The organism is bacterium (assembly GCA_020444325.1).
GTDB lineage: Bacteria > Bacteroidota > Ignavibacteria > SZUA-365 > SZUA-365 > BM516.
The window spans coordinates 100474-125279 of record JAHLLD010000010.1; the positions used below are offsets into that span (position 1 = coordinate 100474).

A 24806-nucleotide genomic window follows, 5' to 3' on the forward strand; every position below is an offset into this window, starting at 1 on the left:
GGTGCCTCAGAATCGCACGCTGAACTGCGCGAGGGTTTGCAGTTCCGCCTGTCCCCCTGGAAGCCGCAGCAGCTGTGCGTGTGCGTAGAGGTCCACGAAGTCGTTGAAGCGCGCGGCTGCCCAGGCAGCGTCGATGGCGCTGAGCAGGTGATTGAGAATGATCAGATTGACGATGGTATCCGCCGTGTTGTAGAAGTCATTCGCCTGTCCGCGAAGGTCAGCGTAATACAGGAAGTTCGAAGACGGATCCCGGTAGTACCCGGAAACCTTGTCATCCCAGCCGTAAGAGTACTGATCGTATTTCCCGATGAGCTCGAAATACTGCTGGTCGCCATGCGGCGGAAGCTTGTGCGAGAACACGGGTACGGCAAGCTCTGTCGTGTGCATGGCATCCCAGTCTACGCGCTGCCAGGGCGGCAGGCTTTCGTCGGGATCGATGGCGATATGCACGGCATTTTCGCCTCCTTCGAAATCCTTTGCGTTTTCGTTCAGCCACTCCGCGTATTTGACGACGCTCCAGTGCTGGTCGGCGTACGACTCGAACACCCCGGTCTGATCGTCCCCCTTGCTGTTCTGATCAATGCTGTAATACCAGAGTCCCCCTTCAATGGCGGCGAAGAGTCCCGCCAGCCAGTAACTCTCCGCGTAGAGCTCACCGGCACCCGGGATCACCGCGGAAAAAAGTCCGGCAAGAAACGGAGATTTCTTCGAATACACACTCTCGGCCGGCGGGAGTGCCAGCTGAGACTGCCAGGGCTGCGTATTATCCTGCACCGCCTTCCCCGTCCCGTATCCTTTCATTTCCAGCATGACCGATACAGGCTGCTGCGAGGCATCGGCAGCAATTCCGGGAAGTTCCTCCGCACAATACGGGGGCCGTGGCTGGGCATGCAATGTGCCGGTGAGAAGGACGAGGAAAACAAGGATGTGACGCATGAATACTCTACCTGTAATGACTATGACGCAAATTGGGAATGGAATGCGCACCGTACAAGGGGAAAAACCGATCATGGATTTCCTGAGCCTGACGTTGCCGCTCAGAATTTCACTTCTTCTTCCGGCGGCGGGAGTGCGTCGTGGGGGATGCGGGTCTCAAGGTTTTCGAAGCGGGCGTAATCAGAGACCCAGGCGAGGTCCACCTCGCCGATCTCACCGTTACGCTGTTTTGCGATAATGACCGTGGCCTTCCCCTGCTCTTCGGGCGGAACATCCTGATCCTTGTTGCGGTGGATGAACATGACGACATCGGCATCCTGCTCGATGGAACCGGATTCACGAAGATCGGCCAGCATGGGTTTTCCTCCAGTCCGCTGTTCGACACTGCGGTTGAGCTGTGAGAGCGCAATGACAGGGACATTGAGATCCTTCGCGAGTCCCTTCAGTGAACGGCTGATACTCGCAATTTCACGCTCGCGGCTTTCCCGGATCATGGGAGCGGACATGAGCTGCAGATAATCGACCATAATCAGACGGACACCATGCTCATGCACCATGCGACGCGCTTTGGCACGCAGCTCGAGAATGGAAATGCCGGGAGTATCGTCGATAAGAATATTCGCACGCTCGAGTTTCCCGACATAGCTGGCGAGCCGCTGAAAATCCTGTTCACGGATGCGTCCCGTGCGCACGAGCTGCATGTTTACCCTGGCCTCGGCACACAGCAGACGAAGCGCAAGCTGTTCGCTGGCCATTTCCAGGCTGAAGATGCCGACGGGAGCACCGTTGTCGATGGCAGCGTTTCGCGCCATGGACAGTGCCAGAGCGGTTTTTCCCATTGAAGGACGAGCCGCGAGGATGATAAGGTCCGTCTGCTGCCAACCGCCGGTTTTTTCGTCCAGCACATCATACCCCGAAGGGACGCCCGTCACCCCTGTATGTTCCTGTGAAATCTTCCAGATGCGGTTCAGCAGTGGTTTGACAATGGTACGCACCTGCGTGAAGCTCTGCTTGATATGCTGTTCGGAGAGCTTGAAGATTTTCTCTTCCGCCTGATCAATCAGCTCGAACGCGTCGCTGCTGTCGAGATAGCAGTCACTGACAATGCCGGTATTGATTTCGATGAGGTTGCGTTTGATCGCTTTTTCGAGCACGATGCGGCAGTGATGCTCGACGTGTGCGGGAGAGACGACTTCATTGGTCATCTCGGTCAGATAGTACATCCCGCCGATGCCCTCGAGCTGATCATTCCGGCGCAGATCCTCACCGACGGTAATCAAATCGATGGGTTCCTGCTTTTCGAAGAGCCGGCTGATGCAGTCGAAAATAGTGCGATGCGCTTCCTTGTAGAACGCTTCACGCGTCAGCAGTGAAAACACGTTCGAAACGGTGGCTTCCGGCTGCAGAAGCATGGCACCGAGCACGGCCATCTCGACATCGACCGCCTGTGGCGGCACACGTCCAGCTTTCTGCGCCCCACTGCCGTCCCGTTCTTTCCGCCCCGTGAAGGCCCGCGAATCACCCTGTCCCGAAGATGTATTGAAACCTCCGTGTTGCGGCTCCTGCGGGGGAGGAACATCACTGGCCATTGCCGCCTCCCCTCTGCTTCCCGGACAACTCGTCGTACAGTGCGCGGAATTTCTGCACGTCCTCCCAGGTGGGACGCTTCCAGTTGGGGTTGCGGAGCAATGCGGCGGGATGGTACGTGACGATCAGGGGGACGCCATGATAGGTGTGCGTCCCTGCGCGAAGCTTTGTAAGTGAATCGTTTGTGCGCAGCAACGTTTGCGCCGCGATGCGTCCCAGAGCGAGCATGACCTTGGGCTGCAGCAGTTCAAGCTGCTTGTGCAGATAGGGTTCGCATTGCTCGACTTCCGTGGCGAGGGGATCGCGATTGTTGGGGGGACGGCATTTGAGAATGTTGCAGATGAAGACATCTTCGCGTTTGAAATCAACCGCTTCGAGAATTTTGTCCAGCAATTTCCCGGCCCGTCCCACAAACGGTTCTCCCTTTTTGTCCTCTTCCGCTCCAGGCGCCTCGCCCACCAGCACGACATCGGCCTGCGGATTCCCCACACCAAAGACGAACTGATTCCGCGTCTCGCCGAGGGCACATTTCATGCAGTTGCAGATCATGTCGTTGAGTTCAGGGATGCTGCGTGCGGTGGTCCAGGTTTCGGTCACCTCGCCTCCTTCTTCTGTCAGTCCCTGCGCAGCAAGTTCCGCGTCACGGAGAACCTGATCTTCGAGATAGAGGGTCTCTCCGTAGCGTTCTTTCTGCTGGCGAAAATAGCGGGAAATATCTGACACGGTTTTCAGAATGACATTGGAGGGAAAATATTACGATTGTCGGGCAAAAAATCCAGCAGATAGTCGAAGTTCGCGGTGTCAGTCCAGCAAGGCCCGTGCCCGGTCAAGAATGAGATCCGCCAGCTGCCGCTTGCTTTGCAGGCCGCTCTTTTCCATGGCACGACCATCGGCGAAAAGAAGAGATGCAACATTGGTGTCCGAACCAAACCCCGCTCCCTCGGTGCGTGGATTGTTGAGCACAATAATGTCTGCGTTTTTCTCCCGGAGCTTTCGCTCCGCATTGGCTTCTTCATTTTCCGTTTCGAGGGCAAAGCCAACGAGCACGCCGCTTGATCCCTTCGCACCGAGTGCTGCCAGGATGTCCCTGGTTCTCACCAGTTCGAGCTGCATGCCCTGGTCCGCCTCCGACGACTTCTTGATCTTCTGCGCCGCAGGTTCGGCCACGGTGTAATCCGCCACGGCCGCAGCGAGCACCGCGATATCCACCACATCTTTACGCCCGATGACAGCATCGTACATCTCTGCGGCACTGCGAACGTCGATGCGTTTCACCCCAGTGGGAGTCGGCAGGGAAACGGGACCTGCAACGAGATACACGGTCGCGCCACGGCGCGCCGCGGCTTCGGCGACGGCGAAGCCCATTTTCCCGGAGCTGTAATTACTGAGATAGCGGACAGGGTCGAGGGCTTCCTGCGTGGGACCCGCAGTTACGAGCACCGTGCGTCCCTCGAGGTCAGCGTTTCCCTCAGGATGCGCCTTATGGTCCGCAATGCTTGCCTGCACTGCTTCCACAAGAACGGGAATATCCGGCAGGCGTCCCGGTCCGGTGAGACCACTGGCGAGTTCTCCGCTTTCCGGTTCGATAATGCCCACGCCACGTGTGCGCAGAATGTCGATGTTTTCCTGCGTTGCAGTGTGCACATACATGTCGGTATCCATGGCGGGAGACACGACCAGAGGACAGCGGATAGCGAGCGCGAGCGAGGTGAGCGCGTTGTCCGCAAATCCGTGGGCAAGCTTTGCGAGCGTATTTGCGGAAGCCGGTGCGATGAGCATGAGATCTGCCCAGACACCGAGATGAATGTGCCAGGTGCCCTGTGCGGGATCGGCGGGAAACATGTCGAGAACGACATCCGAGCCACTGAGCGTGGCCAGCGTCAGCGGCGTGATGAATTCGCGGGCCGAAGGCGTCATGACAACGCGCACTTCGGCCCCGGCTTTCACCAGCTCACGAACGAGCAGTGCCGACTTGTAGGCGGCGATGCTTCCCGTGACTCCGACGATGATATGTTTCCCTGCGAGATTCACTCTTCCTTGTAACGGTAGGAAACGCGGTCAGCCATGAGATCTTCCACTGCTTTCTGCGTCGGCTTCGGCAGTTTTTCGAATTCAATGCTGATACGCGTCTGCTCGGGGTTCGATTCGATCTCTTCTTCAGAATCGCCACGCGGCGTGAACGCTTCGAGTTCCTGGTTGAGACGAATTTTCATCTCCTCGTTGATCTGACGTGCACGGTTCGAGAGCACGACGATGGCTTCGTAGATATTCTCCGCGTGCGAATCGATGGCGGTAAGGTCCAGAGGTTGCAGTGACATGAGTCCTCCTGTATAAACGAATTATTGCTGTATATCCTGAAGATGCCGACGAATGATGCCCATGACTTCCGGTACGGAGCGGGCAAGATCGTCATTGACAACGCTGTAATCGAAGGCGCCGGACTGGGAGAGTTCCCATTCCGCGCGCTGCATGCGCCGTTCTACCACTTCGGCGCTGTCAGTTCCGCGGCGCATGAGGCGCTCACGGAGAACGTCAAGGTTTGGGGGCTGTATGAAAATCAGCACCGCCTGTGTACCGTAGCGCTGTTTGATGGACAGTGCTCCTTTGACGTCAATGTCAAAGAGCAGATGTCCATTCCCCTCGAGCACCCTGTCGACTTCCGACTTGAGCGTGCCGTAGAGGTTGCCGTAAATCTCTTCCCATTCGATGAGATCATCTGTCGCAATGCGGCGTTCGAACTCATCACGGGAGAGAAAGAAATACTCCTTTCCATGCTTTTCCTTCGGCCTGCGCTCCCGCGTCGTTGCGGACGTGCTGAAGGAAAGCTGCGGAAATTCCCGCAGAATGCGGCGCGCTATTGTAGACTTTCCAGCGCCGCTCGGAGCGGAGAGGACAAAGAGCATGGAGCCTACTCGATGTTCTGTATCTGTTCGCGAATGCGTTCGAGTTCTTCCTTGACGGAGACCACGATATGTGAAATACCGGCGTCGTAGCTCTTCGAGCTGATGGTATTCGCTTCGCGATTCATCTCCTGAAGCAGAAATGACAGCTTGCGTCCTTCTGATTCATCCGCATTGAGTGCTTCAAGGAAAAACTTGGTGTGACTGCGAAAGCGCACCAGTTCTTCGGTGATATCCATCTTGTCCGCCAGCAAGGCGATTTCCATTTCCAGGCGGTCACGATCCACCTTCTCGTCCGTGATAAGGTTGCCAAGGCGCTCTTTCAGGCGCTGATATTCCACCTCGCTGCGGCCGGCTTTCAGCGTCTCAATCTCGTCCATCGCTTTGTCCATGACCACGATACGCTGACGAAGATCCTCCGCAAGTTCACGTCCCTCCTGTGAGCGCATGGCAAACAGGTTTTCGGCTGCACCGTCCACTGCCTGCAGCACGAGATCCCACTCATCATCACTGAGCTCGGCTTGCTCCTCCGTCGTGAAGATGTCGGAAAACTTCAGCAGGTTTTCAAGGCGCAGTTCTTCCTTGATGCCGGTCGTTTCCTGCAGGGTTTTCAGCAGCGAAACATAGCCCCGCGCGGCTTCTTCATTTACCTGCAATGGAAGTTCCCCATCAGCATGCTTGTCGATGGCGACCGAGAGGTTCACTTTGCCGCGTTTGATTCTTCCACGCACCGCGTCCTTGAGTTCCAGTTCCCGTGTCTGGATATACTTGGGAAGCCGGGCGCTGAATTCATAAAATCTGCTGTTGACTGAACGCAATTCCGCCGTCACACTGGTCTTGCCATTGACGATGGTTGCCGTTCCATATCCTGTCATACTGATGAGCATGAAAACCTGCTGCTGATTTGCCGCAACTCATTACGAACTCTAAATATACGGAGTACTCGCGTCGTATTCAAAGGTAATGTGGAGTCCCCCTGCCGATGCGAGCGGCTTCTGCGCTGCGCATCCCGTTTCTGCGCATCCCGTTTCTGCGCACTACCGGAGTTGACTGCAGCGGCTGTCAATGCTGTCACGATGATACAGGTAGGTGGGATAGGAGACATGACGGACGCGGAACTGCGCGCGAATACGCTGGAAGAGCTGGGCATCCTCGGCATAGCCATCCTGCCAGCCACCTGCCTTTTCGATGACGCCGTGACGGACGAAGAATGTCCCACCCACGATGCAGTTCTCAATTGGCACTTCCCTGCCGGGATTGTACATATCCGGAACCATCAGCTGCGTATCGTTTCCGATAGCCCGGAAGCCCCCGTATAGCATATCGGTTTCGGGATGCATGCGCATTTCGCGGACGCGAAGCGCGATATGATCGACCGCGTAGGCATCATCGCTGTCGAGAAAGGCAATGTAATCGCCAAAACAGTGCTGCAATCCGAGATTTCGGCTTGCGGACGGTCCTGCATTTTCCTGCCGGAACACCCTGATGCGACCGTCACCTGTGCCAAATTCTTTCAGGAGCTTCGGCGTATCGTCCGTGCTCCCATCGTCGATGATGCAGAGTTCCCAGTATTGCCATGACTGCAGCATGACGGATTCAAGCGCACGGGGAAGCAGGTCAGCCCGGTTATATGTCGCGATAATGATGGAAACGAGAGGTTGTGCCATACGCGTCTGCTATCTTCATGTGGGTTGTTCACCATATATTGAAATCATCTGAAAATCAAGGAAGTTCCAGCCTGGTGCGGTCGCATTTTTTGCCCTTTGATTGGCCTTCCGAGTTTCGTAGTGTAAGTGGAATTTGTCACGAACAGGACAAAACATGCAGCGCAGGCCCGTTTCCGCAAATTTCAAGATTGTACTCGTCGTTCTGGCGATGGGAATTGTCATTGCCGTGCTCTTCTACACGCAGAGCATCGTCGAAAAACTCCAGGAGCGGGAAATCGCGGCACGGGATGTCTATATCCAGGCACTGGATTTTGTGGCGAACGGGACCTCCGAGAACGGTGATTTCACCTTTGCCTACAATATCGTGACAGGGGAAGTGGGCAAGCTGGATTTCCCGATGATGCTGACCGATACCAGCAACGCGGTTGCAAGCATTCGGAACATCGAGGTCGATTCGAGCACGATGACGCCTGATGAAATCCAGATCTTTCTCGAAGACAAGCGCCAGGCCATGGCGGCCTCCAATGATCCACTGATCGTCAGTTATGGCGATACTGCGATCTGCAACTACATCTATTACGATGAATCCGATCTCGTCAAGGAGCTTCGCCTCCTGCCCTACATTGAGATTCTCGTGGCCGCGATGTTCATCCTCATCGGGTACGTGGGTTTCAGCTATATCAAGCGGAGCGAACAGGCGAATATCTGGGTGGGAATGTCGAAGGAAACCGCCCATCAGCTCGGGACACCACTCTCATCCCTCCTCGGCTGGCTCGAGCTGCTCAGGGAGCAGGAAGACGATCCCCAGGCCATGCGGCAGACGCTTTCGGAAATGGAGAAAGATGTCAGCCGGCTCAATCGCATTGCCCTGCGATTTTCGAAAATCGGCTCCCGTCCCCAGCTTGAGGAGCAGAATCTGATGGATACCATCAGGAAAAGCGCCGAGTACTATCGTAGAAGGACACCACAGTTCGGAAAGAAAGTGGAAATCATTGTCCCGGAAATCGACGCTGTTTCCGCACGCTACAACGGGGAATTGCTCGAATGGGTGTTTGAAAACCTGATGAAAAATGCGCTGGATGCCATGGAATCGACTGATGGACGCATTGAATATCGTGTCAATGCGACGTCGCGTCATATCGTCATTGATGTCCACGACAATGGCAAGGGCATGGACACGCGCATGAAGAAAGATATTTTCCGGCCGGGGTACAGTACGAAAAAACGGGGTTGGGGATTGGGACTGAGTCTTGCCCGCCGCATTGTGCAGGACTATCATCGCGGCAAACTTTTCGTGCAGGAGACCTCTCCCGGCAAGGGAACGACGTTCCGCATCGTCCTCCCGACCTGAGTAAAGCGCTTCAGATGCACACTCTCACGCCGCTGCCTACGCTGCGCCGTGTTGGTCCCTCCTGCATGCGCATCTGGTCTGTATGAATGGGGCTTCACACAGATATTGATTTCTTCACCAAAAAGTCCGTAGTTCTGAGTACAGACTCCCAAGGAGGTACCAATGGAACAGCTGAAGCACAATCTCGCCGTTGCCCGTGGGGAGACCCCCGCAGACGTCGTCTTCCGCAACGGAAACATCATTAACGTCCTGAGTGGAGAAATTCACCAGGGCGACGTCGCCGTTGCAGGCGGCATCATCGTGGGAATTGGAGAATACGAGGGCAAGGAAATCATCGATCTCGGCGGCAGCTACCTGGTGCCGGGACTGCTGGACGGTCATATTCATGTCGAAAGCAGCATGCTTACGGTGGCGGAATTCTGCCGCGCCGTCGTGCCACGTGGGACAGCGGGCGCGGTTGTTGATCCGCATGAATTCGCGAATGTTGTCGGACTCGATGGCATTGATTACGTGCTCCATGCAGCCGACAGACTTCCGCTCGATCTCTTCGTCATGATGTCATCCTGCGTCCCTGCCACTCCGCTGGAAACCGCTGGGGCGAAAATCAGTCCGATGGACATACTCATGTACACGCGCAAGGACCATGTGGCCGGGGTTGCGGAGATGATGAATTTTCCCGGCGTTTTTCTCGGGATGGACAGCGAACTGCAGAAAATCGGAGCAGCCAGCGGGAAACCGGTGGACGGACATTCACCCGGGCTCACCGGTCCCATGCTCAATGCGTACATCCTCGCCGGGGTGCGCAGTGATCACGAATGCACGACGATTGACGAAGCACGTGAAAAGCTGCGTCGCGGCATGCATATTCTGCTGCGGGAAGGAACGGCGGAACGCAATCTCCATGACCTCCTCCCGCTCGTCACCCGTGAGAACGCCGCCCAGTTTTCATTTGCGACGGATGATAAACATCCTGCGGATCTCGAAGATGAGGGACACATCGATCACCATGTCCGCGAAGCCATACGTGTCGGACTTGATCCGATGACGGTTCTGCAGATGGCGACGATTAACACAGCGCGGCATTATCGGCTCAGCGAACACGGCGCCATCGCTCCAGGCAGACGCGCCAATTTCGTTGTGGTTGACGACCTCCAGGATTTCCGCGCTCGATCCGTGTATTACGGCGGCCGGCTGGTAGCACGCGACGGGGAAACGCTGTTCACACCGGAAGCCGCGCCTGAACTCGAGAAGATGAAAGACAGCATGCATGTCGACGCCGACTTCCAACCGGGACATCTCGGCGTGTACCAGGTACCGCACAGCAGGATTAAAGTCATTGAACTCGTCCCCGGGCAGATCATAACCACCGCCGCCACCGATACCCCCCGGATCGAAGACGACATGGTTCTCGCAGATCCGGCACGCGACATTCTCAAGCTCGCGGTCATCGAGCGACATCATGCCACCGGCAACATCGGCATCGGCTTCGTGCGCGGTTTCGGACTCAAGAGTGGTGCGCTGGCTTCCACCGTTGCGCACGACGCGCACAATATCATCGTCGTCGGCACAAATGATCTCGATATGTATATCGCCACACTGCGCCTGGTCCAACTCGGCGGCGGACAATGTATCGTCAATGACGGACGCGTTCTCGAGGAACTGGCTCTTCCCGTGGCCGGGCTCGTCTCCGATCAGCCGCTGCATTTCGTTCGCGGAAAAGTCGACCAGCTCAACAGCGCTGCGCATCAGCTCGGCTGCCGACTCCCTGATCCGTTCATGACGCTGTCGTTTCTCGCTCTCTCCCCCATCCCCGCGCTCAAAGTCACTGACCGCGGCCTGGTCGACGCCGAAAAATTCGAACTGACGTCATTGTTCATTTGATCTTGGGGGCACAAAGACACGAAGACACGAAGGGGAATTATTAAAATACTATAGGGAGAAATGTTATGAAGACGTACACCAAGCTTGATGTTGCGGTGGAACGAGTCGCAACGCAGCTTGTTGATGCAGGGATTGAGGTACACCGTACGCTGGGGCCGGGATTGCTCGAATCTATCTACGAACGCAGTCTTGCGTTTGAACTTGAACAGCGTGGCCTGGAAGTTGAAAAACAGGTCATCATTCCAGTGCGCTACAAAGAAAAGGAGTTCGCCTACGGCTTCCGACTCGATCTGCTGGTAGAGCACTGTGTGATCGTCGAAATTAAATCCGTTGATACATTGCTGATGGTCCATCGCTCACAACTCCTCACATACCTGAAACTCATGCAGCTGCGACTTGGCTTTCTGATGAACTTCAACGTCCCCATTCTGAAGAATGGAATAAAACGCGTTATATTATAAAACCCTTTGTGTCTTTGTGTCTTCGTGTCTTAGTGCCCCCAAGATAACCCCATGCCCACACCATTGATGAAACAGTACCAGCGGATCAAGGCGGAGTATGCGGATGCCATACTGCTGTTTCGTATGGGCGATTTCTATGAGACTTTTGAGGAGGATGCGCTGACGGCCGCAAAGGTGCTGGGGATAACGCTGACGAAGCGGTCGAATGGCGGGGCGAGTGAAGTGCCGCTGGCAGGTTTTCCCCATCATGCACTCGATAGCTATTTGCCGAAACTCGTACGGGCGGGACTCCGCGTCGCGGTGTGTGAGCAGCTGGAGGATCCCAAAAAAGCCAAGGGTATCGTCAAGCGGGATGTCGTTGAGGTCGTCACCCCTGGTGTGGTGTTTACTGACAAACTGCTCGATCACAAACATTACAATTTCCTCGCCTCTATTGCGTTCAAGGATGGGAATGCAGGCGTGGCGTTCGTAGACGCATCCACCGGGGATTTTTTCACGGCGGAGATGGATGAACACATGCTTCGCGATCAGCTCGAGACCATCGCACCCAGCGAGGTGCTGCTGGCCAAGGGCGATATCGAACACTTTCACGATCTGTTCGGTCGCAATCCGCTTCGTGTGCCGATCACAAAAATGGACGACTGGCTGTATGGCCGCGATACCGCGTATGAGATTCTCGTTGAACACTTCCGGACGCAGACACTCAAGGGTTTCGGCATCGAGGATTTGAATGCAGGCATTATCGCTGCCGGTGCGGCGGTACACTATCTCGGGGAAACACAGAAGGCACGTCTCCCCCATTTGCGCAGCATCAGGCACTATCCGATCGACGAATACATCACTCTCGATGCGTCCACAAGAAGAAATCTCGAGATCCTGACTGCAATCGGTGACAGCGGGAAAGACGGCACGCTGATTTCCATTCTCGACCATACGTCGACGTCCATGGGCGGACGACTGTTCAAATACTGGGTGACGCATCCGCTCAAGCGCATTGACGCCATTCAGCAGCGCCTCGCAGCGGTGCGGGAAATGACGGCGGCACATGAACAGCGCGAAACGATTACGGCGCTGCTCGGGGAAATCGTGGACTTTGATCGTCTGATCGGACGCGTATGCACCGGCCGTGCCACACCTCGAGAACTCGGGGCGCTGCGCAGCAGTCTGCGGCGCATTCCGCTGCTTCGCGACGCCGTGGGCGAGCGGGACGCCCCCCTCCTGCGCTCGCTGCATGGACAAATCGAACCTATGGAAGATGTCGCAAGGCTGATCGATGAAACCCTGGTAGACGATCCTCCCCTCAATCTTGTGGACGGTGGCGTCATCCGCCCCGGGTTTCACGCTGAGCTCGATGAGATTCGTGACATCGCGTTGCATGGCAAGGAGTGGATGCGCAGTTACCAGGAAAAACTGCGCCAGGAAACGGGGATCAGTTCGCTCAAGCTCGAGTACAACAAGGCATTCGGGTATTATCTGAATGTCTCGAAAGCAAATCTTGACAAGGTGCCCGATACGTTCATACGACGTCAGACCCTGGTCAACGCCGAACGATACATCACTCCCGAGCTCAAGGAATATGAGGACAAAGTGCTCAACGCGCGTGAGCAGATTCTCACGCTGGAGACGGAGCTGTTCAATGAGCTGCGGCTGGCAGTGGCCGCGACGGCAGAGCGTATTCAATCGCTCTCCCGTGGCATCGCGGTGCTCGACTGTTTGAACGGGCTCGCGGTCGCCGCGCTTGAATTGCAGTACAGCTGTCCCACTGTCAATGACAGTGACGAGATCCTTATTCGCGGGGGACGGCATCCCGTCGTCGAGCGCATGCTTCCACCCGGCGAGCATTTCGTCGCCAACGATGTTCTGCTGAATACCGACGAGCAGATCATGATCATTACCGGGCCGAACATGAGCGGGAAAAGCACGTACCTGCGACAGACAGGTCTGATTGTGCTCCTCGCGCAGATCGGCAGCTTTGTCCCGGCCTCCGAAGCATCGATCGGCATCGTCGATCGCATATTCACCCGTGTCGGCGCATCCGACAATATTGCGGCCGGAGAAAGTACCTTCCTGGTCGAAATGCATGAGGCCGCAAATATTCTCAACAATGCCACCCCCAAGTCCCTCGTTCTGCTCGATGAAATCGGCCGCGGCACTTCGACCTTCGACGGTATCTCCATCGCATGGGCAATAACCGAGCATCTTCATGACAATCCCGAATGCCGTTCGAAAACGATGTTCGCCACGCATTATCACGAACTCAACGAAATGGCGGATATCTTCCCTCATATCTGCAATTACAAGGTGGAGGTCCGCGAGTATCAGGACAAAGTGATATTCCTGCGCAATGTTTCACGCGGCACTGCGGATCACAGCTACGGCATACAGGTCGCCCAGATGGCCGGGCTTCCAGAGGCCGTGATCGACCGTGCACGCACCGTGCTCAAATCGCTGGAGGGGCAGGATCTCACCGTGCTCGCCGCGTCGTCCGAAGAGGAGGCCCGGCAAAAGCTCTCACAGCGAGGTTCACAGTACCAGATCAGTCTGTTTGAAGCCAGCGATATGGAACTCAAAGACCGCCTGCGTGCACTGGATATCAACAGTCTGAGTCCTGTCGACGCCTGGAAGACCCTGGATGAACTGAAAAAACTCGCGGAAGGGAAAAGCGCTGGCGAGAAGTCCCCGGATGGGGAGTGACACCGCGGTACGTGCCGCACCATCACGTGTGTTGCGCCACCATTCGTGCAGCGCAAACACGTGCCACCTACCAGACGTGCAGCGAGGGAATGTTGCGGAGAACGGTATAGAGCAGAAGCACAACAACGAGTCCCGCTATGACAGGGCGAGGCATGCGCATGTGCCACACCTTCTGTCCGAATAGCAATTCTGCTGTCCACGATACGATCATTATGAAAAACAGCGGCAGAAGTATGGGACTGAGGAGATTCGCCATCAGCACGTATTTGAAGCGCAGACTGAAGAGATTCATCAGCGAACTCTGCAGTCCGCAGCCCGCGCATTCATAGCCTGTGACGTATTCGAAAGGACAGGGGATGGTGGTGAGAGGCGTGTAAGGAACGATGATGTAGAGCCAGAGTGCGCCTGCGGCGAGCATACCGAGGAGCAAAACGAGAACGGTACCACGCGGACCGAGAAGACGGCCGAGTGCTTCGAACGGGGCGCGGCGCATGGCCGCACCCCGTCGAACTGCAGTCCGGTCAGCCCCCATACTCCGCATCACTGAAGGCGAGTACAGGGAAAAAGACGAATGGCAGGAGAATGAGTCCGATAGCAAAACCGGTCGATTTGCCAAACACCCGAGCCAGGTCTATATACACAAGTATCTGTATGACAATGTTCACGCACGGGATGAGCCAGAGGATGATCCACCATTCCGGTCTTCCTGTGATACGCAGCAGAATGAACAGGTTATAAAATGGAACGATTGCTGCCCACCCGGGCTGTCCCGCCTTGGTGAAAATCTTCCACATACTGACAATCATCAGCACGACGATGAGCAGCCAGAAGATAATCCAACCGACTCCAATCATCTCGAATCCGCCAGAATTGCCGTATTCGTAACTGAATTCGTTCATAGAACCTCCGTATAAGATGGTGTATCTTCCGCACCGCAATCGGCGATAACCCGTCAGATACATGGTGTTGTATCAGATTGTCTCAATAATAGAAATCCCCGTAGGAATGGTCAAGTACGAATGGGAGATTTTTCCATTACGATTTTGTCATGACGTGATACGCAACCCCGTCCCGCTCCGCTCCGGCACACGAATCAAAGCTGATCAGGAAGCTCGATTGCGGATGTAATCCCCCTGTCCTATCTTTTATGTTCTCCCGGAGTTCTCACAGACAGACATTCTCGATCCGGAACGACCGTTTCCGGTACTCAAACAGGGAATTTTTCCCACCCTGAAACGGTTTAGTAACTGAGTCTAAACAAATCCTGAAACCGGAGTACATTCATGGCCAAGACCAGGACGAGCACGCCGAAAAAGGCGCCGAAATCCCGGAAAACCGCTCCCGATACCGCTGTAGCAGAGAAAAAAGGCAGCGCACAGCGTCAGAAGAATCCATTCGCCCTTGAAATCCCGAAGAACAGCCCGTTTTCCGCCGATGAGCTGCGCAGCATCCTGCGCACCATGATGACATCGCGGAGGTTGGATCAGAAAATGCTTACCCTGCTCAAACAGGGAAAGAGTTTCTTCCATATCGGAGGTTCGGGACACGAAGCAGCGCAGATCGCGGCAGCAAAGGCGTTTGAGCCCGGGAAGGACTGGTCGTATCCCTATTACCGTGACCTGAGCTTCATGCTCGGCATGGGAATGGATGCGGAGGGCATCATGACGAATTTCCTTGCCCGGGCCGAGGATGTCAATTCGGGAGGCCGGCAGATGCCGCAGCATTACGGCATGGCTTCAGCGCGTGTCGTCTCACAGTCGTCCCCCACCGGCACACAGTATCTGCAGGCGGTTGGGACGGCAAAGGGTGCGCGTCTGCAGGAGACCGACGAAGTTGTCTATGTTTCATCGGGAGAAGGCACGACCAGCCAGGGTGATTTCCATGAGGCCGTAAACTGGGCCAGTCGTGCCAAACTCCCGGTTATTTTCTGCGTGCAGGACAACAAATACGCCATCAGCGTGCACCTCTCGCAGCAGACCGGCGGCTCGGTCTATGACATGGTCGCAGGCTACGTCAATCTCGAGCGCATCGAGGTCGACGGTACGAATTTTTTCGAGACCTACGAGGCATTCCGCAAAGCCGTGGCACGCGGGCGCCGAGGTGAGGGTCCCACGGTGATCGTTACGGACGTTGTGCGTCTCCTCGCGCACAGTTCCTCTGACGACCAGACAAAATACCGCAGCAAGGAAGAGCTCGAGCGCGACAGGCAGCGAGATCCGATTCACCGCATGAAAGACGCACTCATCGATGCGGGGATGCTCACGGAGGAAGAATTCGAGCAGATGGAAAAGGAAATCCTTGATGAAGTGAACGATGCAACGGATGTGGCGGAAGCCAAGGCCCTGCCAGATCCTTCGACGGCTACGGACTTCCTTTTCTCACCGAAGAAAGACGAGCTGCAGTACGAGTCCACAACTCCGGCAGGCAACAAAATCGTTATTGTTGACGCGATCAATCACGCTCTGCAGGAGGAAATGGAGCGTGACAAAAACATCATCGTGTACGGACAGGATGTACAGGACGGCAAAGGCGGTGTATTCACTGCAACACGTGGCCTGTCCACCAAATTCGGGCTTTCCCGCTGTTTCAATTCTCCCCTTGCCGAATCCAGCATCGTCGGAACAGCGGTTGGACTCGCGGTACGCGGGTTCAAGCCCGTGGTCGAAATTCAATTCGGTGACTATATCTGGACCGCAATGATGCATATCCGGAATGAAGTCGCCACCATGCGGTATCGGTCCAACAATCACTTTTCAGCACCGGTAGTGATCCGTGTTCCTGTTGGTGGATATATTCATGGTGCCCTCTATCACAGTCAGAGTATCGATGGGTATTTCTCGCATATTCCCGGACTGTACGTCGCCTATCCTTCAACTGCCGCGGATGCGAAAGGGCTGCTGAAGACAGCCTGTCGGATGGATGATCCCGTCATGTTCCTCGAGCACAAGGGCATGTACCGGCAGGGATACGCCGCATCGCTCGAACCAGATGAAGAATGGCTGCTGCCGTTCGGCAAGGCCGCAGTGCGACGTGAAGGCACGGACATGACCATCGTCGCATGGGGCGCCCTCGTACAGAAATCCCTTGAAACCGCGCGGAAACTCGACAAGGAAGGAATTTCCGTCGAGGTCATCGACCTTCGCACCCTCGTCCCGCTTGATATGGATACCATCCTTCGCTCCATCCAAAAAACCAGCCGGGTTCTTGTCGCGCACGAAGACAATCTGACAGGCGGATTCGGGGGCGAAGTGGCTTCCCGCATTGCTCATGAAGGATTTGAGCTGCTTGACGCGCCGGTGAAGCGCCTCGGTGCGGTCGACTGCCATATCCCCTATGCATGGACGCTGGAAAGCGAGATCCTGCCGCAGGACAAGGACGTGCTGGACGCAGCCCGCGAGCTGCTCGCATATTGATCCCTGTCCTGACACATAACAGAAATTTGCAATCATTACTATCAACTCAGCAGAACGAGGTTCAGATACCATGAAAGTCGAAGTCCAGATGCCCAAGATGGGCGAGAGCATCACCGAAGGACGCATTCTCAAGTGGCTCAAACAGCCGGGCGATGCCGTGGATCGCGACGAGACCATTCTCGAGATCGCAACCGACAAGGTGGATACGGAAGTCCCTGCACCGAATGCAGGGATTCTCGTCAAAACCATGGCAGAAGAGGGTGACACGGTCGAAGTGGGCACACCGATCGCGGTGATTGAAACGGACGCCGACAGTGCGCAGGTAGAAGAAAGTACTCCTGCTGAAGCAAAGAAGACGGAAGAGAATAATGCCGGGAATGGACAGGAAAGCGCCAGTGCGAAAGACACCGCCCCGGCAGAAAGCACGCCGGCCCCCGCGCCAGCGCCAGCGCAAACGGCAAGCCAGCAGTCAAGCGTCGCAGGCGATGCGTCGCTGCGCTTTTACTCACCGGTGGTCATGCGTATCGCTTCTACGGAAGGTATCGGCATGACAGAGCTGGAAGCCATCGAAGGGAGCGGAGCGAACGGGCGCGTCACGAAGAATGACGTACTCGCTTACCTCGAGGCCCGTAAGTCCGGCGCCATTTCCGCTCCCTCGGCGGCCCCATCCTCGGCAGGCGCAACGGCCTCTGCGAGTCCTTCAGCATCCCTGAGCAGCATGCCCGCGCCGTCCCCCGTCGCCGGTGATGGGTACGACGTCATCCCGATGGACAACATGCACAAACTCATGGCCGAGCACATGGTCAAGAGCAAGCAGATTTCCCCGCATGTCGCAGTTGTCTCGGAAGTCGACATGACGAAGATCGAGAAATTCCGCGCCGCCAACGCAAAAGCATTCAAGCAGCGTGAGGGTTTCTCCCTGACGTACATGCCGTTTATTGCAGAGGCAACCATTCGCGCCCTGAAGGATTTCCCCTATGTGAACAGTTCCATTGATGGGGATAACATTCTGCTCAAGAAAATGATTAACCTCGGAATTGCCGTCGCCATGGAAGACGGAGGGCTCATCGTGCCCGTCCTCAAAAATGCAGACACGCTCAACCCGGTGGGACTCGGTCGCGGCATCTCTGATCTCGCCCGACGTGCGCGCGATCGGAAGTTGACACCCGAGGATATTCAGGATGGGACCTTTACGATCACCAATTTCGGCGTGTTCGGAAATATCTTTGGCACCCCGATTATCAATCAGCCGCAGGTCGCCATTCTCGGTGCCGGCGCGGTGCAGAAGAAACCCGTGGTCATTACCCGTGACGGAGAAGACAGCATCGGCATTCGTTCGATGATGCTGCTGTCGCTCTCCTTTGACCATCGCATCGTGGATGGTGCGCTGGGTGGACGCTTCCTCGAACGCGTCAAACAGTATCTCGAAGAATTCAACCTCGAATCGATCTGAGAATTCGGGGCCACCTGGGCGTTTTGATCGCCGGAGGCGAGGACCGTACCGGCAGACAAACGTTGCAGACAACGGAGATATTCGACATATACGGCTCTCCCATCTTATGCGGTGGGAGAGCTTTGTTTTTCACGTTGAAATCTGTATTCTCCCTGCATCACTATTCCTTTTCCCGCAGCAACACCGCGGGAGCTTCGGTATTTGAACACCGTATCTCCAGCAACGTATGTCCTTTTCCCCGCTCCGGAAGCTGCTGACAATCACAGTTTCCCTCCTAGGCCTGCTGATCGCCCTCGTCGGCATTGTCCTGCTCATTTCAGGCGTGCACGGATATATCTCCAACGATGCGATCGATGAACTTCCGTTCGAACAGCTCCTTCTGGCGATCGGGGTGCTTGGCATTCCTGTCTGCGGACTGCTGTTTTACAAAGCGCACAAAAGCATTCAGCGCGGCCAGGACCATTACGGACTGCCCGACTCCCCACTGCATCAGATCACACTTATCACCCTCACCATCACGACCACCATCATCACGGTCGCGGCCTTCGTCATCCATATCGTGGTATTCTAGCCCGATCCTCCTTCCTTCTTCGTTTGCAACCCCCATGGCACTCATTTCCTGCATTTTGGCGAGTGTATGCTTCGTCGTATTTTTAAGGACGTTTGACTTATACGATTGGATTCTCATGCAGCCAATAGATATTGACATCCCTGGAAAAAAGAAACGCGAACGGCGACCGGACTGGTTGAAAATCAAGGTTCCTCTGGGGACCAAGTTTTCCGAGGTCCGCAAGCTCATCGATGCACAGGGACTGAATACTGTCTGTGAAGACGCACGCTGTCCCAACATGGCGGAATGCTGGAATCGCGGTACCGCCACATTCATGATTCTCGGAGATATCTGCACTCGAAGCTGCGGATTCTGTTCGGTCAAGACCGGCCGTCCCCAGGTGTTGGATCTGGACGAACCTCGTCGCGTTGCGGAAGCGGTGGAGCGGATGCAGCTGCGCCATGCAGTGATTACCTCGGTCAATCGCGACGAGCTGAAGGATGGTGGGTCTGAAATCTTTGCCGCGACCATTCGCGCCATCCGTGACCGTCTCCCCCACTGCAAGGTTGAAGTGCTCACTCCGGATTTTCAGGGAAAAGAAGATGCCATTAGGACCGTGATCGCAGCACGTCCTGACATCTTCAATCACAATATGGAGACGGTACCACGGCTGTATCGCCGGGTACGCCCCCAGGCGAAATATCAGCGTTCGCGCGATGTGCTTTCCATGTGCAAGCGCGCAGGACTGGTGACAAAAACCGGCATCATGCTCGGACTGGGTGAAAGTGAAGACGAGATTCTGCAGGTTATGAAGGATCTCCGCGCAATTGATGTCGATATCATGACACTCGGTCAGTATCTCCAGCCCACCAAGCAGCATCTCCCGGTCGACCGTTATGTCACACCTGACGAATTTGCTGCCTGGAAGCAGCGAGGAATCGAGCTTGGATTTTCACATGTGGAATCCGGTCCCCTCGTACGCTCGAGCTATCATGCAGACGAACAGACCGTCGTATAGATCTGCAATCCCGCCGGGCAGCTGAAACTGAAAAACCCCGTTCCTCTTTTGAGAAACGGGGTTTTTCCAAAACAAACTGATTGTCTTATTCCGTCGGCGGAGGAGGCGGAGGGGGTGCCTGCTGCTGGTCAGCACCGGGTGCTGCCTGCTGCTGGTTTGCGGGCTGCTGTGCCTGCTGCTCCATCTGCTGCTGCTTTTCCATCGGAGTGATCGGAGCTTCCGCGGCACTCTGCTGGATGATGCTTTCCTGCGTTCCCTCATTGGGAAGGAAAAACATGTTGACGGCAAAGATCAATACGGTAAATGCAATCGCCAGCCCCCACGTGGTCTTGGCGAGAATGTCCGATGCATGGCGCACGCCGAGCATGCTGCCCACGCCGCCACTCGCACCGCCAAATGCGCTGGAGAGACCGCCACCCTTGGGATTCTGCATCAGGATGGTACCGGTCATTGCAATACCGATCAGAATAATAAGGATCATGAGAATGGTGAACATATCGCCTGCTACTCCGTTTTCAATACGAAAACGAAATATAAGGTGAAAGGCGGGAAAAGACAAGTGTAATTAGCGTTCCGCTCGTCCCGGCATGAGCCGATTTTTCAGTCGCATGATACGGAGGTACGACTGGTTGATACGCTCCCGTGAAATGGCTCCCTTCTCTACCAGGGCTTTCAGCATGGAGAAGGCTGTTTTCGCGATAGTGTGATCGTAGCTATAGCTATTGTTGGCGAAGAGCAGGATATCAGCCCCGGCAAGCACTGCCTGTTTGATGGCGGTTTCAGTGCCATAATCGTCAGTGATCGCCTTCATCATGAGGTCGTCGGTAATGACAACGCCATCGTACCCGATATCATCACGCAGCAGTCCTGTGATGACGTTTTTCGAAAGCGTTGCCGGCCAGGTTTCATCCAGGTCACTGTTGTAGATGTGTGCGGTCATCACCATGTCAGGCAGCCCTTTGGCAACGAGCGCGCGGTACGGTTCGAGTTCCTCGTCCGACCAGCTGTCACTGACATCGACGAACCCTTCATGGGAATCGTCCATCGAAGAACCATGACCGGGAAAATGCTTGACAGCGCAAAGCACACCCCATTTGTGATACGCCTCGATCATGAGCGCGGCATTGCGGGAGACCACATCAGGGTCTGAGGAAATACTCCGGCCCAGGCTGCCGATAACGGGATTTGACGGATTGACATTGAGATCCACTACCGGTGCGAAGTTAACATTCGCGCCGACGATGCGGATCGATCGCGCCATGATATCCGTGTAGTACGTCGTGGAATCCGCATTGTCGATGCGTCCGATATATGCTTGTGATACATTGCCGGGAAAACCGTCCCTGGTCTTCATCCTCGTCACCTTGCCCCCTTCCTGATCCACCGCAATAAAAAGCGGCAGCGCAGATGCCTGTTGAAGATCAGAAGTGAGATCAAGCATCTGCATGGGCGAGGTAATATTCCGCCCGTATTCCTTTTTCTCGACGTCAAAGTCGAAGAGTACCACGCCACCGAGATGATAATCGTGAATCGCCTCAGCGATTGAACTCGAAGGACGAGCTGTCAGACCGCGAAACCCCACCATCAGCATCTGGCCGATCTTAATGTCCAGACTGTCATCAGGGCTCTGCGCGCATGCCCGCTGTTGCGTGGTCGCAGCGATTACGCTGAGAAATATTGTGAGCAACAATATACGCTTCGCTCCGCCTTTGAGCGGGAAGCGGGTGAATCGTCGCTTCATGGTGGATTACTCCGCACATGATACAAGGCCAGGATCGATGCTGTAGAATACAATAAAATGGCGCTATGCACAATATCAGGGAAAAAAATCCCGTCCCGAAATATTTCAGGACGGGAAGCGCGTCAAGCGGCACAGCGATGATGTGAACTAGGCCGCCAGTGCGTTTTCATTCTTCTCAACAGGGACTTCGACGGGATATCCTGCCTGCTTCCAACCATTGAAGCCGCAGGTCAGGTTACGGACGTTGCGAACACCTTTGGAAAGGAGCAGGCTTGTCGCAATCGATGAGCGATCTCCGCTGACGCAGTGCACAACCACTGGTCGATCCTTTGGAATATCGTCAAGCTGCGCAGTAAGCGCGCCGGCATGAATATTTTCCGCTCCCGGAATATGTCCGGTGAGAAACTCCGTCTCTCCGCGGATGTCGAGCACATGGTATGCGCTGCGGTTGGCGCGCAATTCTTCGACGGTGATCTGGTCGACGACGCGCATATTGTGTCCCGCGTCTCCAATACGGTCCATGTCCGAGACATATCCTGCGATATCATCGAGTCCGATACGAATCAGAGCCCTGGTTAATTCCTCAATCCGGGTATCAGACGCAACGAGCATGAAGGGGGAACCGTATTCCAGCATCCACCCGGCCCATGTACTGAACGCATTGTTATCCTGAATATTGAGGCTATCGGGAATATGACCACCGGCGAACGCGAGTTTATCACGCGTATCCACAAGTGTGACACCCCGTCGGAGCTCCTCCTCGAATTGTGAAAGTGTCAGTCGTGCCGGGTGCGGGATGCCACCGAGGACGCTGGGACCGACTTTATTGAGCTGTTTCATCATGGCGAAATATTTCGGCGGTTCAGGTTGTCCATCGAGCAGCTCGCGCACGAAGGTTTCCTCCTCCCTGATGCGCAGCGCCCAGTTTACAACTTTCTCGTAGCCGACGGTACTCGAAGGGACAGCCCCAAGGGCTTTCCCGCAGGCGGATCCTGCCCCGTGCCCGGGCCAGACCTGAACGTGATCGGGAAGCTGCCGGAACGTGTCGAGCGACGCGAACATCTGTCGCGCACCGATCTCTCTGCTGCCCTTTATCCCTGCGGCCTTTTCAAGAAGGTCAGGGCGGCCAACATCGCCGACGAAGACAAAATCACCCGTGAACACCATCACCGGCTGTTCGCTCGCCGGAGTATCCGTAAGGAGAAAGCTGAGGTGTTCCGGCGTATGTCCCGGGGTGTGCAGCACGTCGATGCGCAGATTGCCCACCATGAAATGGTCACCCCCGTGCAAGGGGATGTGATCGAATGCATAACGCCAATCCGCGCCGCCTTCATCCGAAAGCAGCATCTTCGCGCCTGTTGCAGCTGCGAGTTCACGCGCGCCACTCAGGAAATCGGCATGAATGTGTGTTTCCGTGATATGCGTAATACGCAGGTTCTGCTTCTCCGCTGCATCCAGGTAGACGTCGATATCCCTTCGTGGATCGATGACGAGCGCTTCTCCTGTTGCCTGACAGCCGACAAGATAGCTGGCCTGTGCAAGTCCTTTTTCATATATATGCTGGAAATACATGGTATCCTCTGTTCTACGTAATCTGAATTTCTTGCTGTCGGTAGCGGGTCAACGGTCGAGGGGTTTCTGCCAGCCCAGGAGGCCGCTGGCCAGATTGTAGACGTCCTCGAAGCCCATCTGCTTCATCATGTTTCCGGCATGGTAGCTGCGATTGCCACTGCGGCAGTAAAGCAGAACCTTGCTCTCTCGTGACAGCTCACCGATGGCATCGCGGAACCGCGGATCCATCATATCGAGGTTGCGCGAACCGGGAATGTGTCCCATCTGGAACTCTCCCGCGGTACGCACGTCAAGGATGACGGCATCGGGATGTTCTTCCATCAGCTGAGCAAATTCCTCGGAACCAATGTTCGCGACGGATGTTTTTCCACCCCGCAAGGCGGAGAATATATCATTAAACATGGGGTATGTCCGTTAGTGTTACAGTGTATTGAAAACCAGTTCTCTTCCGATGATATAGACGCCCATCGCCAGCGTGAACCATCCGAATGCGGGTCTTAGCCGCGCACCGGAGATATAGCGTGCCAGCCAGCTGCCGGCCACGATACCACCAATGGCGAATACGGAAAACGTTCCGAGAAATCCCCAGTCGATGGACATGGTCATCATGTCCCCGGTGAAGCCGAGAAGGGAATTCGTTGCGATAATCAGCAGCGATGTGCCGACCGTGAGTTTCATGGGCAATCGTGCAAGGATCACCAGTGCGGGGATGATCAGGAAACCACCGCCGGCCCCGACGAGCCCGGTAAGCGTGCCGACGACGATACCTTCCACAAAAATCATCGGGTAGTTGAATTCTATTTCCGAGTCCTCCTCAGCACCTTTCCGCTTGCGAATCATGCTGACCGAAGCGGCGAGCATGAGCAGCGCAAAGAGAAGCATGAGGGCAAGGTCACGGCTGACCACGAATCCGCCCAGGCTGAACAGTTGTTCAGGAAGCGCAGGGACGATCACGGTTCGCGCGGTGAATACGGCGATGAAGGCCGGGATGCCGAAGACGGCCGCGGTGCGGAAACTGACAAGACCTTTCCGCATGTATGCCACGGCCCCGACGAGCGAAGTCAGACCGACAATGAACAGCGAATATGCCGTGGCGGGTACGGGCGCTACACCCAGGAGGTAGACAAGGGATGGGACGGTGAGAATGGATCCGCCACCTCCAATCAGCCCCAGTGTCAGTCCGATCACAACAGCTGCGAGAAATCCGAATAATTCTGTCATCACCTTTCCCCTATACCACGCAGCAGTCTTTGACGCAATGCACGATTTCCGTCAGCCGCGGATGCCGGAGGAAATAGAAAACATGTTTCCCGCTGCGCTCCTGGCTGAGGACACCGCGATCGCGTAAAATGGCAAGGTGATGCGACGCCACAGCCTGCTCGAGTTCGAGCTGCTCAAAAATCTCGGTGACATTCCGGCGCACACCATTGTCCAGAAGCTCGACGATGGCCAGTCGCACGGGATGTGAGACCGCCTTGAGCATGCCGGCTGCCTCCTCCATGACCTCCTGTTCCGTTTTCTCTACTATTGCAGTCATTATATATCGTCACATATAGATATTTACATGTTTCGATATATAACA

Annotated in this window: 24 protein-coding genes; 8 read left to right on the plus strand and 16 right to left on the minus strand. The window is 55.5% G+C overall.

The window, feature by feature from the left end; all coding sequences use genetic code 11:
- Positions 1–6: 6 nt before the first annotated feature.
- The 8 genes from KQI65_13320 to KQI65_13355 form a co-directional block, all read right to left on the minus strand.
- Positions 7–936, minus strand: a complete 930-nt coding sequence (locus tag KQI65_13320; GenBank protein MCB2205719.1) for a hypothetical protein — start codon at positions 934–936, stop codon at positions 7–9.
- A 101-nt stretch (positions 937–1037) separates the two neighbouring features.
- Positions 1038–2525 (minus strand): replicative DNA helicase, encoded by a 1488-nt coding sequence (dnaB, locus tag KQI65_13325; protein ID MCB2205720.1) that lies wholly within the window; start codon positions 2523–2525, stop codon positions 1038–1040.
- Complete coding sequence (locus tag KQI65_13330; GenBank protein ID MCB2205721.1) at positions 2515–3072, minus strand: uracil-DNA glycosylase; 558 nt, start codon at positions 3070–3072, stop codon at positions 2515–2517. Before KQI65_13330 ends, dnaB begins: the two co-directional genes overlap by 11 nt.
- Before the next feature lie 252 nt (positions 3073–3324).
- Positions 3325–4554, minus strand: a complete 1230-nt coding sequence (gene coaBC, locus KQI65_13335) for a bifunctional phosphopantothenoylcysteine decarboxylase/phosphopantothenate--cysteine ligase CoaBC (GenBank protein ID MCB2205722.1) — start codon at positions 4552–4554, stop codon at positions 3325–3327.
- Complete coding sequence (locus KQI65_13340) at positions 4551–4841, minus strand: DNA-directed RNA polymerase subunit omega (GenBank protein ID MCB2205723.1); 291 nt, start codon at positions 4839–4841, stop codon at positions 4551–4553. The genes coaBC and KQI65_13340 overlap by 4 nt, the downstream gene beginning before the upstream one ends.
- A gap of 21 nt (positions 4842–4862) precedes the next feature.
- Positions 4863–5426, minus strand: coding sequence for a guanylate kinase (gene gmk / locus KQI65_13345; protein MCB2205724.1), 564 nt, complete (start codon positions 5424–5426; stop codon positions 4863–4865).
- Between the two features lie 5 nt (positions 5427–5431).
- Positions 5432–6310 (minus strand): YicC family protein, encoded by an 879-nt coding sequence (locus KQI65_13350; GenBank protein ID MCB2205725.1) that lies wholly within the window; start codon positions 6308–6310, stop codon positions 5432–5434.
- Between the two features lie 150 nt (positions 6311–6460).
- Positions 6461–7090, minus strand: a complete 630-nt coding sequence (locus KQI65_13355; protein MCB2205726.1) for a glycosyltransferase — start codon at positions 7088–7090, stop codon at positions 6461–6463.
- Positions 7091–7244: 154 nt separating this feature from the next.
- Between KQI65_13355 and KQI65_13360 the strand changes: the two genes are divergently transcribed.
- From KQI65_13360 to mutS, 4 genes are all read left to right on the plus strand, one after another.
- Positions 7245–8441, plus strand: coding sequence for a HAMP domain-containing histidine kinase (locus KQI65_13360; protein MCB2205727.1), 1197 nt, complete (start codon positions 7245–7247; stop codon positions 8439–8441).
- Between the two features lie 162 nt (positions 8442–8603).
- A complete protein-coding gene (gene ade, locus KQI65_13365) occupies positions 8604–10322 on the plus strand; it encodes an adenine deaminase (GenBank protein ID MCB2205728.1) in 1719 nt (572 codons plus the stop codon).
- Between the two features lie 65 nt (positions 10323–10387).
- Positions 10388–10783, plus strand: coding sequence for a GxxExxY protein (locus KQI65_13370; protein MCB2205729.1), 396 nt, complete (start codon positions 10388–10390; stop codon positions 10781–10783).
- 66 nt (positions 10784–10849) lie between these two features.
- The gene (gene mutS / locus KQI65_13375) at positions 10850–13477 is read left to right on the plus strand and encodes a DNA mismatch repair protein MutS (GenBank protein MCB2205730.1); all 2628 of its coding nucleotides are present in this window, start codon (positions 10850–10852) and stop codon (positions 13475–13477) included.
- A 67-nt stretch (positions 13478–13544) separates the two neighbouring features.
- Here the strand turns inward: mutS and KQI65_13380 are convergent, their stop codons facing one another.
- Entirely contained in the window at positions 13545–13970 is a 426-nt protein-coding gene (locus KQI65_13380) for a DUF2752 domain-containing protein (protein MCB2205731.1), read from the minus strand.
- 28 nt (positions 13971–13998) lie between these two features.
- The gene (locus KQI65_13385; protein MCB2205732.1) at positions 13999–14331 is read right to left on the minus strand and encodes a signal peptidase I; all 333 of its coding nucleotides are present in this window, start codon (positions 14329–14331) and stop codon (positions 13999–14001) included.
- Positions 14332–14760: 429 nt separating this feature from the next.
- Between KQI65_13385 and KQI65_13390 the strand changes: the two genes are divergently transcribed.
- The 4 genes from KQI65_13390 (at position 14761) to lipA (ending at position 19911) form a co-directional block, all read left to right on the plus strand.
- Positions 14761–16890, plus strand: a complete 2130-nt coding sequence (locus KQI65_13390; protein MCB2205733.1) for a tungsten formylmethanofuran dehydrogenase — start codon at positions 14761–14763, stop codon at positions 16888–16890.
- A gap of 70 nt (positions 16891–16960) precedes the next feature.
- Positions 16961–18343: a 2-oxo acid dehydrogenase subunit E2 gene (locus KQI65_13395; protein ID MCB2205734.1), complete on the plus strand. Its 1383-nt coding sequence runs from the start codon at positions 16961–16963 to the stop codon at positions 18341–18343.
- Positions 18344–18569: 226 nt separating this feature from the next.
- Positions 18570–18914, plus strand: a complete 345-nt coding sequence (locus KQI65_13400) for a hypothetical protein (protein ID MCB2205735.1) — start codon at positions 18570–18572, stop codon at positions 18912–18914.
- A gap of 115 nt (positions 18915–19029) precedes the next feature.
- A complete protein-coding gene (lipA, locus tag KQI65_13405; protein MCB2205736.1) occupies positions 19030–19911 on the plus strand; it encodes a lipoyl synthase in 882 nt (293 codons plus the stop codon).
- An 85-nt stretch (positions 19912–19996) separates the two neighbouring features.
- Here lipA and secG read toward each other — a convergent pair whose 3' ends face one another.
- The 6 genes from secG to KQI65_13435 form a co-directional block, all read right to left on the minus strand.
- Positions 19997–20407 carry a preprotein translocase subunit SecG gene (secG, locus tag KQI65_13410; protein MCB2205737.1) on the minus strand — a complete coding sequence of 137 codons (411 nt, stop codon included), beginning with the start codon at positions 20405–20407 and terminating at the stop codon, positions 19997–19999.
- A 69-nt stretch (positions 20408–20476) separates the two neighbouring features.
- Positions 20477–21652, minus strand: a complete 1176-nt coding sequence (locus KQI65_13415) for a glycoside hydrolase family 3 (GenBank protein MCB2205738.1) — start codon at positions 21650–21652, stop codon at positions 20477–20479.
- Between the two features lie 147 nt (positions 21653–21799).
- Positions 21800–23224 carry an MBL fold metallo-hydrolase gene (locus tag KQI65_13420; protein ID MCB2205739.1) on the minus strand — a complete coding sequence of 475 codons (1425 nt, stop codon included), beginning with the start codon at positions 23222–23224 and terminating at the stop codon, positions 21800–21802.
- 48 nt (positions 23225–23272) lie between these two features.
- Positions 23273–23626: a rhodanese-like domain-containing protein gene (locus KQI65_13425; protein ID MCB2205740.1), complete on the minus strand. Its 354-nt coding sequence runs from the start codon at positions 23624–23626 to the stop codon at positions 23273–23275.
- An 18-nt stretch (positions 23627–23644) separates the two neighbouring features.
- Positions 23645–24445 (minus strand): sulfite exporter TauE/SafE family protein, encoded by an 801-nt coding sequence (locus KQI65_13430; GenBank protein MCB2205741.1) that lies wholly within the window; start codon positions 24443–24445, stop codon positions 23645–23647.
- A 10-nt stretch (positions 24446–24455) separates the two neighbouring features.
- Positions 24456–24761, minus strand: a complete 306-nt coding sequence (locus KQI65_13435; GenBank protein MCB2205742.1) for a metalloregulator ArsR/SmtB family transcription factor — start codon at positions 24759–24761, stop codon at positions 24456–24458.
- Positions 24762–24806 lie beyond the last annotated feature (45 nt).